The 13,555-nt window shown below is 67.6% G+C and carries 11 protein-coding genes; 4 read left to right on the top strand and 7 right to left on the bottom strand.

The genetic code is table 11. The annotated features are described in order from the left end of the window. The first annotated feature begins 22 nt into the window (after window positions 1–22). Complete coding sequence (locus tag AC4AMJ_RS28225) at window positions 23–826, top strand: IclR family transcriptional regulator (protein WP_489916261.1); 804 nt, start codon at window positions 23–25, stop codon at window positions 824–826. Between the two features lie 393 nt (window positions 827–1,219). Here AC4AMJ_RS28225 and AC4AMJ_RS28220 read toward each other — a convergent pair whose 3' ends face one another. From AC4AMJ_RS28220 to AC4AMJ_RS28190, 7 genes are all read right to left on the bottom strand, one after another. Next, a complete protein-coding gene (locus AC4AMJ_RS28220) occupies window positions 1,220–2,878 on the bottom strand; it encodes an FAD-dependent monooxygenase (RefSeq protein WP_489916259.1) in 1,659 nt (552 codons plus the stop codon). Then, the gene (locus AC4AMJ_RS28215) at window positions 2,875–4,212 is read right to left on the bottom strand and encodes an MFS transporter (protein ID WP_489916257.1); all 1,338 of its coding nucleotides are present in this window, start codon (window positions 4,210–4,212) and stop codon (window positions 2,875–2,877) included. Before AC4AMJ_RS28215 ends, AC4AMJ_RS28220 begins: the two co-directional genes overlap by 4 nt. A 95-nt stretch (window positions 4,213–4,307) precedes the next feature. Continuing rightward, entirely contained in the window at window positions 4,308–4,811 is a 504-nt protein-coding gene (locus AC4AMJ_RS28210; protein WP_489916255.1) for a hypothetical protein, read from the bottom strand. A gap of 299 nt (window positions 4,812–5,110) precedes the next feature. Beyond that, window positions 5,111–6,502, bottom strand: a complete 1,392-nt coding sequence (locus AC4AMJ_RS28205) for an IS1380 family transposase (RefSeq protein WP_489897037.1) — start codon at window positions 6,500–6,502, stop codon at window positions 5,111–5,113. Between the two features lie 119 nt (window positions 6,503–6,621). Beyond that, complete coding sequence (locus AC4AMJ_RS28200) at window positions 6,622–8,172, bottom strand: NF041680 family putative transposase (RefSeq protein WP_489916253.1); 1,551 nt, start codon at window positions 8,170–8,172, stop codon at window positions 6,622–6,624. A 407-nt stretch (window positions 8,173–8,579) separates the two neighbouring features. Then, window positions 8,580–9,821, bottom strand: coding sequence for a DUF3500 domain-containing protein (locus AC4AMJ_RS28195; protein WP_489916251.1), 1,242 nt, complete (start codon window positions 9,819–9,821; stop codon window positions 8,580–8,582). A gap of 13 nt (window positions 9,822–9,834) precedes the next feature. Next, complete coding sequence (locus AC4AMJ_RS28190; protein WP_489916249.1) at window positions 9,835–10,572, bottom strand: FadR/GntR family transcriptional regulator; 738 nt, start codon at window positions 10,570–10,572, stop codon at window positions 9,835–9,837. 79 nt (window positions 10,573–10,651) lie between these two features. Between AC4AMJ_RS28190 and AC4AMJ_RS28185 the strand changes: the two genes are divergently transcribed. The 3 genes from AC4AMJ_RS28185 (at window position 10,652) to AC4AMJ_RS28175 (ending at window position 13,495) form a co-directional block, all read left to right on the top strand. Then, on the top strand, window positions 10,652–11,503 hold the full coding sequence (locus AC4AMJ_RS28185) for a fumarylacetoacetate hydrolase family protein (RefSeq protein ID WP_489916247.1): 852 nt from the start codon (window positions 10,652–10,654) through the stop codon (window positions 11,501–11,503). A 130-nt stretch (window positions 11,504–11,633) separates the two neighbouring features. After that, a complete protein-coding gene (macS, locus tag AC4AMJ_RS28180; protein ID WP_489916245.1) occupies window positions 11,634–12,851 on the top strand; it encodes a MacS family sensor histidine kinase in 1,218 nt (405 codons plus the stop codon). Then, a complete protein-coding gene (locus AC4AMJ_RS28175) occupies window positions 12,848–13,495 on the top strand; it encodes a response regulator (RefSeq protein ID WP_489916243.1) in 648 nt (215 codons plus the stop codon). The genes macS and AC4AMJ_RS28175 overlap by 4 nt, the downstream gene beginning before the upstream one ends. Window positions 13,496–13,555: the final 60 nt, after the last annotated feature.

Below are 13,555 nucleotides of genomic sequence, written 5' to 3'. Positions count from 1 at the left end.
ACGACAGGAGCACAAAGGAGCAATGCCCGGCGAGGTACCGAAGACGGGCGATCGTCGGCCGGCCACCACCGAGCCGGTGATCGATCGTGCCCTGGCACTGTTGGCTGCCTTCAGTCCGGAACGCCCCGCGCTGTCGCTGACCGAACTGAGCACCACCACCGGATTCCCGGTCAGCACAGTGCACCGCCTCACGCGCAGGTTGTTGGCGTGGGGAGCATTGGAGCGACGCGCGGACGGGCGTCTCATCATCGGACTGCGATTGTTCGAGGTGGCGTCGCTGGCACCACGCGGGCATGGCTTGCGCGAGGTGGCGATGCCGTATCTCGGCGATCTGGCCGAGGCAACCCATCAGCACGTCCAGCTGGCCGTCCGCGAGCACGACGAGGCGCTGTTGGTCGAACGCATCTCGCATCGGACGGCCGCACGCCTGCACTATCGGGTCGGCGGGCACATGCCGTTGCACTCCACCGGGTCCGGACTCGCGCTGCTCGCGAATGCCGATGCCGCCGTTCAGGAAACAGTGCTCGACGGCCCCCTTGTTCGAGAGCCCGAAGGAACAGTGCTCGACCCGGTCGCGTTGCGACGCGACCTCGCCGACATCCGCAGGCAGGGGTACGCCGTGCTGCGACGTGACTCCCCAAGCCCGATCCTCACCGTCGCCGCCCCGATCTGGGATCGCGACGACTCATGTTGCGCTGCAGTCAGTGTCGTGGTCGAAGCCACCGGGTCGAGCCCCTTACCGCTGATACCCGCGGTGCGGGCCGCGGCGCGGGCAATCTCTCGCGACCTGGGTGCACCGAGGTACGCGAGGCGACCTGGTTCGTAGCGGAGTGTTTCGCCCACGCTCTGGTCAAGCCCCCGCGACCCCACCACCGCCGGTCGAGAAGCAGCGAACCCCACCACCCGCTGGTCGTGAAGCAGCGCCTCACCACCCGCTGGTCGAGTAGCAGCGAACGAAGTGAGTCGCGTATCGAGACCCGACGCGCCCGACCACGATCTCGATACGCTCCCTCGCCCAGCGGCTCGGAACCTACTCGATCAGCAAAAAGGCACCCACCCGCCGGTCGAGTAGCAGCGAACGAAGTGAGTCGCGTATCGAGACCCGGCACGCCCGACCACGATCTCGATACGCTCCCTCGCCCAGTGGCTCGGAACCTACTCGATCAGCGGAAAGGCACCCACCCGCTGGTCGGAACCTACTCGATCAGCCGCACAGACGTCAGGACACCAGCGCTGCCGCCAGGTGACCCGCCGCGCGGCGCAGACCCTCGACCGCCGCCACGATGTCATCTCCCCGCCAGGCCACGTGATGATCAGGGCGCACGAGCACCATGCCCGCCTCCCAGGTGTCTGTGATCTCACGGTCGGCGATTCGATGTGTCTGCAAGGGCAATCCGGCAGTCGAGGCGGCATCCGCCACCGATCGGAGATCGGACGGATCGGCGTCGTCTGTGGCGAGGAGGCTGTAGCCCAGCCCGACGAGGTCATAGAGCGATCTGCCGTCCGGTAGCCACGCATGCGGGAGGAGACATCCGGGTGCGGCCGACGCCCGGTAGATGATCGGATCTGCCACCGGCGGTGCGGAACCGGCCGGGGTCACCAGGGGTGATTCCGCATAGTCGTAGCCCAGGACCAGACCCAGCGAGGAGAACTCGGACTCCTTGACGGCGAGCCGCTCGGCGGCGCGGGCGCGGGCGGCGGCACCGACCGGCCCGTCGGCGTCGAGGTCTGGATCCTGCACGTCATCGGCCAGCGTCGACCCGTTGGCCGCGGCGTCGTCGATCGTCCGCCGGGCGACGGGCCGCCGTTCGGCTTCGTAGCTGTCGAGCAGGTGCGGCCCCGCCCAACCGTGGAGTACCGCAGCGAGTTTCCATGCGAGGTTGGCTGCGTCCCCGATACAGGTGTTGAAGCCATGCCCACCCCACGGCGGATTGGCATGGGCGGCATCCCCGACGAGGAAGACCTGATCCTGGCGGTAGGTGGGCGACAACAGCATCCGGGCGGTCCACGGGTCCTCCGCGATCACGTCCACGTCGGCGTCCACGCCGATCAGTGACCGCACGATCTCTGCGGCAGGCACATCACGGAACTGCGGCTTGTCCGGATCGTAGCCTTGGATGATGCTCCACCACAGTCCTTCTCGATCAAGCGGTCCCACCATGCCGGCGTAGCGGCTGCCGACGACCCAGTACTGCACCGCGGGGTCGAGCTCGACGAGGTCGCCCAACTGCTCCGAGCGGAAGAGCACGCCGAGGTTGGACTTCGTGGCCGAACTCCCTTCGAGGCGGACCCCGAGACTGCGTCGCACCGCGGAGGAGACGCCGTCGGCGCCGATCAGGTAGCGGCAGGTCACCGTGCGGTTCGTCCCGTCCGCATCGCGTACCACGACCGCACGCCCTCGGGGCACCGGAGTGGACTCGACATATGCCGACCCGAGGTGCAGATGCGCTCGCTCACTGGCGATCACGGCGTCACGCAACACCTCCTCGACGACCGGCTGCGCCACCTGCTGGCCACATTCGGGCTGCAGGTCGTAGCGGCCGGACACCAGCTGGAACGCTTCCGGGAATCGGGTGAGTTCATGCCCGTCCAGCGACGAACAGAAGATCACATCCTGGGAGTAGTCCACCGACAGCGGCGAGGCCGCACGCAGTCGATCGGCCAATCCGATCCGGCGCAGGTGGGTCATCGTCCGCGCGTTGGTCGTCTTCGCCCGGGGGCGGGTCCAGTCCATCTCGGCGCGCGGCTCGAGGACGTGCGAGGTGATGCCACGCTGCGCGAGATCGAGCGCCAGGAAGAGTCCACTCGGGCCGCCGCCGGCGATGAGGACGTCGACCTCACCGGGGAGCTGTGGTGCAGATGTGCTGTGCGAGTTCATCGGTCGACCGTCCCGGTGATGCGCGCATCGGGTTGTTCACCGACGCTGTCCTCCGGCACGGACGGCTCGGATTCCTCGGCGGCATGCCCCCGGTTCGGGATGGTCGACATCACCACGCCGCCGAGCAGCGCCGTGACGGCGAAGGCGATTCCGGTGGCGACCAACGGCGTCGACGCACCGATGGCCCAGGCGCCGTAGGTCGGTCCGATGATCGCACCGACTCGGCCGACGCCGAGCGCCCAACCCAATCCGCTTGCGCGACTGCGGTCCGGGTAGAAGCGGGCGATGAAGTCGTTGAGGATGTTCTGCGTGCCGAGGCCGCCGTAACCGGCCAGCAGGACCAGCAGCACGAGCACCGGGGTGGACGGACGGAACGTGATCGCGACCAGGGCGCACGCCGCGATCAGGTAGCCGGCGACGACCAGGCGTTTCGGACCGATCCGATCCGCGAGCCTGGAGGCGATCAGGGTACCGACGACCGCGCCGAGGCAGTAGACGAGCAGGAAGGTGATCGAGGACCCCAGCCCATAGCCCGACTTCGCCATGACCTGTGGCAGCCAGGTGGTGATGCCGAAAGCGGTGAGCAGGCTGAAGAACGTGGTCAGCCAGATCAGCAGGGTCGGTCGCAGGGTCGACTTCGCCAACAGGTCGCGCACTCCGCCGCGGCCCGCGGTGGTGGCCGGAGCAGCGGGCAGGTCGTAGCGCGTCCGCAGCGCCGACGCCTCGTCCGCACGCCCGGTCACGGCGAGGTAGGCCGGGGATTCGGGCAGCAACTTCCAGAGCACCGGCACCATCAGCAGCATCACGCCGCCGAGAGCGTAGACCGGCCGAAATCCGTGCAGCGGCACCAGCCACGCCGAGAACAAGGCGGCCAGGACCATGCCCGTGGGCGGACCGGTCAGGACGAAGCCGATTGTGCGGGAACGTCGGGCGCCGCCGGCGAACTCGCTGGCCAACGCCACCGCCGACGGGAGGAGCCCGCCGACACCGAATCCGGTGAGGGTGCGGAACACCACAAACCAGGTGAGATTCGCGGCCACGGCGGTCAGCAGCATGCCGACCGAGAACACGGTCACGCTGAGCAGAAAGAGGCGGCGGCGGCCCAGGACGTCGGTGAGGGTGCCGGCGACGAGCGACCCGACGAGCATGCCGGCCAGAGCAAGACTGGCAATGTGTCCGCCCTGGCTGACGGTGAGATCAAAGGGTGGGTGCCCGATGAGGCTGGGCAGGGTGGCGCCGTACACCATCAGGTCGTATCCGTCGGCGACCAGACACACCCAGCAGAGCAGGTAGATCGGTAGTCGGGATCGTTGCGAAGGGTGAAGGGTGTTCATGTGACCTCCCGTTATGACAGACGTTGTCTGTGACTGCTCACACAGTTCCGGAATTGGCAGACGCTGCACAGCCGTGTTTTCACCTTGTGGAAAAATCACAGCGACTGTGCGCGCGGCACCGCGGCGGCGGTGGGCGATGTCTCGCCGGATAGCGCCGCGCGCAGGCTGATTGGCGTCACGACGGCGGCCAGCGCCGCACCGAAGACCAGCTTTCCCGCCAACGCGGCTGCGAAAGGCAACACCGAGGCACCTGTGAGGGCCATCAGCACTGCGGCGAGCACAACGCCGGTCAGGGCTGACCCCACCGCCAGTACCAGAGCTCGCGGCCAGAGCCCCGCGGGCAAGCGACTGCCCCTCGTCCACGGGGCGATCCGCCCGGCGCGCAGCGCCTTTCCGGCCATCACACCGGGTACGAGAGTCGACATCAGCGCGATCATGAAGCCCTGGGGCGCAAAATCGAACACATAGTTCCCGAGACCCCACACCGGCACCGGTCGACCCATGCCGAACACCGCCCAGAAGAACAGGAAGCTGAGGACCGTGTTGATGGCAATGCTGATCATGGTCTCGCGGCGGATATAGGCGTGATGCTGGGACATGGGTTACTCCGTTTCGAACGACGTGATGCCCATCACCATCGCTCAGCGCGCGAGCCCCCCACAGGGGTGTTTCCACCCTTTGGAAACTGCGTCGGAGATCGTGCGGTTCGGCTCGCCCTTCGTGACGCTCGCTCGTTCCTCGCGGGCTCCTCAGCCTCGATCTTTCATGTGGTGGTGGGTTGGGGGTTTCGGCGGCTGGGTGTGGGGTTGGTGTGGTGTGGGTGTGGGTGATCGCCGGCGCTGGTGTTCGCCGGTTCTTCGGGTCCTGGGTTGAGGGGCAGGGGCTGCTGTGTGGTGTGTCAGGCGGCGTGCAGGGCGGTGTAGCCCTGGTAGATGAGGTCGTTGTAGGGCCAGCCGCGGGGTAGTCGTAGCAGGTGGCGTCGGCCGGTGTGGATGGTGCGTCCGGCCACGGCGAGGATGCATAGGCGCATGCGTTTGGGTTCGAAGAGGCGCGCGGGGTGGTGTTCGGGCCAGCATAGGGTTTGGGTCCAGGCCAAGAGTTCGGCGGCCAGGCAGACGATTTCGAGCCAGATCTGGTTTTTGGTGAACTCGTGGAAGGGCAGGTTGGCCATGCCGGTGTCTTTGAGGTTGCGGATGCGGTCTTCGGCGCGGGCGCGTTGGCGGTGGCGTAGTTCCAGGACCGGCAGGGTCCAGCCGGTGCCGCGGGTGTTGGTGGCGAACGCAGTGTAGCGGCGGCCGTCGATGTCGGTCAGGCGTAGTTGGGCGCCGGGGTCGGGGTATTCGCGGCGCACGATGACGCGCATCCCGGCCGGCCAGGGGTCGGTGGGGTCGGCGGCGGGGACGATCAGGTCGGTGAGCTCGGCGACCTGGGCGCCGTTGCGGGGTTGTTCGTCACCGTTGAACGCATCGCGCCAGGCCTGCTCGGGCAGCGCGGCGATGGCGGTTTTGACGTTGTCGTAGAGGGTGAACCCGATCGAGTACGCGAGTTTCTCGGCGCGCAGGAACCTGAGGAATTTTTTGGAACAGCCGCCGGCGTCGGTGCGGAGCAGCACCTGGGGGCGTTCGGCGGCGGGCAGTTGGGCCAGCGCGGCGGTCGTGGTGTTGATGTGCAGGTCGGCGCCTTGTGGGGAGGCGCCGCCGCGGCGTAGATCGATGATCAGTGGTTCGCCGGTGCCGTACTGGCCGTGATCGACGAACGCGCACATCGGGGAATGCCCGAACTGGCGTTTGTAGGTCAGTTGGGCGTGTTCTTTGAGTGAATGCGCACCGATGGTGGTGGCGTCGAGATCGACGATCACCTGCCCCCCATCGCGGGTGCCGGGTGTTCCGGCCAGCGGGCGCGCCCGCGTCCATACCCGGGTGCGGGCCGCGGCACGCGCGGCGCGGATCGCCGGTAGCGCCGTGCTCAGGTCGTCGGCCAACACGCTGATCAGCCGGGAGAACGTCGCATCCGAGGCCACCGGCCCGAACAGGTCGGGTTGGGCTCGCACGATCGCCACGTCGGCCGCGCAGTCACCGCCCAGAGCCAACGCGATCGCCAGATCCAGCAGCATCAGGCCCGGATCATGGGTGGCCCGCGGCGAGGTCCACGGCGCCAACGCCGCCGATAACGCCTCGTCCAGGCCCGCGACCTGCGCCGCGTCACGCAGCAGCAACGCCCCCGACGAACTCGTCAGCGACTCGCGGCGTTGATCATCGACAACCAGACGGGGATAGCGGTTATGCTTCACCTGCGAAGTGCCTTTCTGCCAGGAATTATTGTGTTGTGGAGATTCAATAATCCCTTGCCAGGTAGGCACTTTCGCATTTCCCACGCCGAACACCCCAAACAAACATGAAAGATCCAGGCTCAGGGACCGGGTGGTGACGCTCGCTCGTTCCTCGCGGGCTCCTCAGGGACCGGGTGGTGACGCTCGCTCGTTCCTCGCGGGCTCCTCAGCTTGAGTTTTATCCTTTGGGTTTGGTCGTTTTCTGTTTGTTTTTGGTGGTGGAGTGGTGTTTTCCGATGTGGTGGCGGGTGGCGGGGCGGGTGTTGGGGGTGCCTTTGGGGCGTCCGGGGCCGGGTTTGCTGGGTTTTGGCGCGCTGGCCAGAGGGGGCAGGGTGGCGTGGATGCGGGGAAACCCGCGGCGGACGCGGGCGGGGGTCAGGCGTTGGGGTGGGGCGGGTTTTTTCCCAGGGGCGGCGGGCGTCTTCGGCGAGGGGTCGGGCCAGGCGTAGTTGGGTGTAGGCGATGATGATCAGCCAGGTCCAGCGGTCGGCGGATTGGGGGCTGCGGATTTTGGGGGCGGTCCAGCCCAGGGTTTGTTTGAACAGTCGGAAGGTGTGTTCGAGGTCGAATCGGCGGAGGTAGAGTTGCCAGAACCGATCCTGTTGTGCCGCTTGGAGTTCGGGGTCAGAACACCAGAGCCAGACGGGCTGGGGGTGGCGGTCACCGGGGAGATGGTCGACGGTGAGGCGGATGACGGTGCCCTCGACGATCGGCAGCAGTCCGCGGTGGCGGGTCCAGAGTCCGCGGCGCTCGAGGCGGGGGTGCTGGCGGTGCCAGGCGGTGGCGGTGGCGGTGCCGTAGCGGCTGGTCTCGGTGGTGGTGACCGCCGTCGGTGTGGGCTGGTCGTGGGGGTCGGCGAAGGCCAGCCGGGGTCCGTGGCGGGCCGGGCGGCCGGCGGCGGCCGGGGGTGGTGGCGGCCCGAACAGGACCCGGTCAGAGCGCATCCGGCCCAGGATCACCACGGGCAGGTCGGCCAGCAGGAAGGCCAGCAGCGGCAGGTCGTAGCCGGCGTCGAAGACGATCAGGATGTCGGGGTCGCCCCGACGGTGTTGGCCGGCGGTGCGGAGCCGGGCGATCACCGCGCGGAGTTGGGTGGCGGTGACTTCGGTGGCATCGTCGTCGGGATGTAGTCGCTGCGTGTCGAGCACCGCGGTCCAGGAACTGCGGCCGGGTTCGAGGACGGCGACTACCGAGTACTGCCAGCCGGGGATCATCTGCGCTTGCGCCCGCTTCCCACGTCCGTAGACGTGGCAGAACGCGCGTTCGGGGCTGGTGGGGGCGTCCGGGCGTAGCCACGGGCTGACATCGACGGCCAGGACCAGGCGCCCGTCGGTATCGCGGGGCAGCGGCCCGGCCGCCAACGCATCCCGAACCTTGTCGATATCGATTGCACCGCAATTGATGGCATCGTACAAACCGCCGTGACTGCGGCGGTGTTCGCGGGCCAGGGACAACTCGACGAAGGTGTTGACCGGCCCCGCCGAACACAGCACGGCGTCGGTCACCTCGAACAACCCATCGCGCCGCGCGGTCATCGCGTGATAGACGGTGTGGCGAAACGCTGCCAGTTCGGCGTGCGCCCGCGCGCCGAGTTGGTCGACCGCCGACACATCGGGCACACTGAAAGACACGGCCACCACCTGCGTTCTCTCGAGGCTCTTCGCATGAACCTCAAGAGGAACAGGCGGTGGCCGTCTTGCACACACGACACGCCGAGTAACACCAAACCCATCAGCCCCACACGTCCCACAGCTTAAAACTCAAGCTCAGGGAGCGGGTGGTAACCCTCGCTCGTTCCTTGCGCGCCCATCAGGGACCGGGTGGTAACCCCCGCGCGCTCCTCACGGAGCGGGTGGTAACCCTCGCGGGCTCCTCAGCTCAGGGACGGGGTGGTAACCCTCGCTCGTTCCTCGCGGGCCATCAGGGACCGAGTGGGATGCTCGCCCGTTCCTTAAGGGAGCGAAAGGGTGCTGCATTCGCCTAGCGGCTCGCAGCTCCTCGGGGAGCGGAAACGTGCAGCTTCACAGGGAGCGGCCACTCATGCGTGCTCGCGCTGCCACTGCCGCAGATACGCACGGCCGTAATCGTTTCCGTGTGGGGTACGCAGCACGTTGTGGATGTGGAACGGCTTCGGGGTGTCGTACTCGAGGAACACGCCGCAGTGGTGATCGAGTTCGACGATGACCACCGGCGACTGGATGCGGTAATAGAACACGTCGCCGGCCTCATGACCACCGATCCAGCTGAACCAGGTGTCGGCCAGGTGCTCTCGGACCTCCCGCATCTTGGCGGCGCGCGGACCGTCGGGCAGCAGGGCGACGAAGGCGTCGACGATGGCGAACACGAGTTCCTGCGCTTCGGAAGACATCTCGGCGACGCGGATGCCCTCGAACGGGATCTGCCGGTTGTCCTGGAAGGCTCCGGCGAGATGCCGCTCGTCTCCGGAGTGCACGCGCCCCGGCGGCATCGCCGGATCGACCATCTGCTCGAAGAGGATGGCCGCGGCGCGTTGCTCGGGCGTCAGTGCCGCCATCAGCTGAAGTCCGAGATCAATGCGTGGAGTGAAAGACTCGACACCGGCCTGCTCGCCGGCGTCGATCTCGTTAGGCTCGGCGCCTAGGAACGAAGGACTGATCACCATGCGTCCCTCGACGACGAAACAGTTGACCGCCATGTGATGTCCGAACACATGCCATCCCCACGGCTCGGTGAGATGCGGTGTGCCATAGATCGCGATGTTGTAGCTGAACTCGTTGAGGATGCTCTGCAGGCCGACCACCTCGCCGAGGAAGCCGTTGATCAGCATCATGTTGTGCGCGAGTTCGTAACCCTCGGGACTCAACGATGCGGCCATCAATGCCAACGCCTTCTGGCGGACGTCCTCGGGCTGGAACTCGAGACGAAGCCCGGTGTCGAACTGCATGAACTCGGGGTTGGCCCAGGTCTGCCATTCCGGTGCGTCGACCGCGTGCATGATGCGGTCGCGGCTGTCGGCATCGAGCGTATCCAGCAGGTCCTGGGCGGCAGCCACCATCGCCGCGACCGGCGCCTCCTCCCCCGGGCGTGCCGGTTCGAAGTGATGCACGTCGCGCAGCGTCCCGTCCTCGGTGACACCGCGGAACTCGTTGAGATACAGGGGAGTCCACCCGGCGACCAAGCCGCCGGTGAAGGTGCCCTCCTCCCGCGAGGCCTTGCGGTAGGTGTAGGCATCCATACCGCGGACGTCGGCCAGACGCGGATGGTCGTGATCGAACATGTATTGACGGAATTCTCCGGTCATCGTGGTCTTCCTCTCACACAGCGGTGTTGTGGCGGGAGACGACCTCCCGCACGGCGGGTTCGTCACCCGAAGCAATGGCGTCGACGAGGTCGACATGGATCTGGAAGCGGTTGCGGCGGTATGTGTCGGCTGCATGGTCGTCGATGTGCGGCGACGTCGCGTTGAGGTGACCGAGGGTGCCGACGTACACCGCGCGCGCCATCTCGTTGGGACAGATCTGCGCGATCCGCTCGTGCAATGCCCAGTTGGCATGCAGGAAGTCGTCCCAGGTTTCGGCCGCCTCCATCGCAGACAGCAGGGTCGTGAGGTCACCGATGTCGCGGCGGGTGCAATGGCGTGCGGCGGCCACGTCGATCAGGACCTCGAGGTGGTCGCGCAACTCGATGGCATCGGCGACCGTCGCGGGATGTTCGGCGACGTTGAGCAAGGTATGCCGCATCCGCACCACCGGACCGGCCTCGGCGACGAACAGTCCGCCACCCCGGCCCGGGCGGATCTCGATCACCCCGCGGTCGCGCAGCAGCCGCACGGCTTCACTGACCGTCGAATAGGCGAACCCGGACTCTGCGCGCAGCGATTCCAGCGTCCCGATCGACTCCCCGGCGGCGAGTCCGCCCTCGCGGATGCGGTCATCAAGGGCCGCGGCGAGTTGTTCGGCCCGGGTGCGCTGAGTGAGGGCACCCGGCTTCGCGTCCAGCATCCGCCGCGACGCGACATCTGACCCTTGCTTACGGGGTGCGTTATCCGGCATAGTCTCCATAGAACCATAAACCTTCGAAGGTTTAGAAGGCTTTGAGGGTTTTAATCCTGATCGAGAAATGGAGACACGGATGCGAGTCGTAGGGATCACACGCGCGGGCGAGGATCGGGTGGAGGTGGCCGACCTGGCCGACGACGGCGCATCGGTCACCGTCGTCGCAGGTCTGGAGGAGTTCTGGGCGGACGCGGCAGGCTATCTGGCCCGTCCCGCTGCAGGCGAGGTGCTGCGACGGGACCAGGTCACGATCGTGCCGCCGGTGCTCCCGCAGGCCCGGGTCATCTGTATCGGGCTGAACTACCTCAAGCACGTCGCCGAGGGCAGCTTCGCGGGCGAAGCGCTGCCGGAGTACCCCACGCTGTTCGCCCGCTGGTCGGCGTCGCTGGCCGCCGACGGCGACGAGATCCCGGTGCCCGCCAACGAGGACGGTCTCGACTGGGAGGGTGAAGTGATGGCGTGGGTCGGCGGCGAACTCGTCGACGCGACCCCGGAGGAGGCGCTGGCCACGGTGGTCGGCTATTCGACCTTCAACGACGTGACCGCTCGTCGCGCCCAGAAACTGACCTCGCAGTGGATTCTCGGGAAGAACGCCGACCGTTCCGGCCCGGTCGGCCCGCTGGTGCCCGCCGGCGATGTCGGCGATCTGCGCGATGGCCTGCACATCACAACCCGCGTGAACGGTGAGACTGTGCAGGACGCCCACACCGACGAGATGGTCTACACCGTCGGCGACACCCTGGCCCACATCTCGCGGACCTTCACCCTGCGGCCGGGCGACCTGCTCGCGACCGGCACGCCGTCGGGCGTCGGATACGCCCGCACACCCGCGTGGCTGCTGCAGCCCGGCGACAAGGTCGAGGTCGAGGTGGATCGACTCGGCGTGCTCACCAACACGATCGTCGGACCCGACCAGCGAGCCCGGTAGCCCACGACGAGGTGAGTTCTCACCCCGGTGACGTCGGCGAGGGTACGATCCGAACGCCGACGATCCGAGGAGCCAGCATGCGCCGTGCCACCCGCTGCGTGACCGGCCACCGCTGCGCACAGTTCTGACGATGGCCGAGAAGGGACAACTCTCGGCCGTCATCCCGACGGGCTTCGACCGGCTGTTCCCGGAATCGGTGCGCCGACTCGACGACGACCCGGTCGGCCCGTTGTGGCGTGCCGCGCAGATCTTCCGGCTCGTCTCGTTCGGGTACGCGCTGGGCTTCCAGATCGTGGTCAACGCCGATCTCGCACGACCCGGCCTCACCTGGGCGTTGTTCGGTCTGATGACCGCGGCCAACGTGTGGTGGGCAACCGGCTATCTGGTCGGGTTCGGCCGGCAGTGGTGGTTCGTGGCCTCGGAGGTCGCGGTGTCGGTGGTGCTGATGCTGTCGACGTCGTACGTCGCCGACACCGACTGGGTGACGGCCAACCAGACCTGGCCGACCACGCTGTGGATGACCAATTGCGTGCTGTCGGCGGCATTGCTCGGCGGACCGCTCTGGGGCGTGCTGGCCGGTGCGGCGGTCGGGTTCACCAACTTCTACGTCAAAGGCGAGATCGTCTGGAACTTCGGCCGCAACGCCACCCTGCTGCTGTTGCTCATGACGGGTCTCGCAGTCGGTCTGGCGGCCTCCCGTGCCCGGATCACGCACCAGCGGATGAGCGCCGCGATCCGAGCCGCCGCCCACGCCGCCGAGCGCGAACGACTGGCCCGCGAGGTGCACGACGGTGTGCTGCAGGTACTCGCCCTGGTGGCGCGCCGTGGTGCCGAGATCGGCGGCGACACGGCCGAACTCGCCCGGCTCGCCGCCCAGCAGGAGCAGCGTCTGCGCCGACTCATCGCCGACCAGCCAACGGTCGCCGGTCTTGACACGGGTTCGGACACTTCGGATCTCGCCTCCGCGCTACGGGCCCTCGCCGGTGACACCGTCTCGGTGAGCACCCCGCGCGACCCGGTTCTGCTGCCTGCCCCGACAGTCACGGAGATCGTGGCCGCGGTCGACAACATCCTGATCAACACGGTGCTGCACGCCGGAGACGGCGCACACAGCTTCGTCCTGCTCGAAGATCTCGACGACGCTGTGGTGATCAGCGTGCGCGACGACGGTGCCGGGATCGCGCCGGGCCGGGTCGAACAGGCCCGCGCGGAGAATCGGATGGGGATCGCCCGATCGATCGTCGGCCGCGTCGAAGACCTGGGCGGTCAGGCGCAGTTGCAATCGTCGCCCGGGTCGGGAACCGAATGGGAGCTGACGATCCCGGTGCAGGAGGGGCGAATCCGATGACGACACCGGTGCGGGTGATGGTGGTCGACGACCACCCGATGTGGCGCGACGGCGTGGCCCGCGACCTGGCCGATGAGGGTTTCGACGTGGTCGCCACCGCCGACGGCGCACGATCGGCGGTAAGCCGCGCCGGCGCCGTGCAACCCGATGTGGTGCTGATGGACATGCAGATGCCCGACGGCAGCGGCGCGTCGGCCACCGCCGACCTGCTTGCGGTGTGCCCCGCGGCCCGCGTCCTGGTCTTGTCGGCATCCGATGAACGCGATGACGTCCTCGACGCCATCAAGGCGGGTGCAACCGGCTACCTGGTGAAGAGTGCGCAACGCGCCGAACTGGTGGCGGCGGTGCGCGCGACCGCTGACGGGCAGGCGGTGTTCACGCCGGGACTGGCCGGGCTCGTGTTGGGCGAGTACCGGCGCATCGCACGCTCGCCCGGGCCCGAGACCCCTGTGCTCACCGACCGTGAGACGCAGGTGCTGCGGGAGGTGGCGAAGGGTCTGTCGTCGCGGCAGATCGCCGATCGTCTCTCGATCAGCCCGCGCACCGTCGAAAACCATGTGGGTGCAACGCTTCGCAAACTTCAACTGGCCAACCGCGTCGAGCTGACCCGGTACGCCATCGAGCACGGCCTCGACACCGACTGAGCCGGTCCCGGACCGGCCCCCACGGCGCACTACCCAGCGGTTGTGCGTAGATCTACTCAT

The sequence above is a fragment of the Gordonia sp. LMA484 genome, assembly GCF_058129505.1.
The sequence above is the reverse complement of the archived record's forward strand: the minus strand, read 5'-3'. Positions and strand labels throughout refer to the sequence as shown.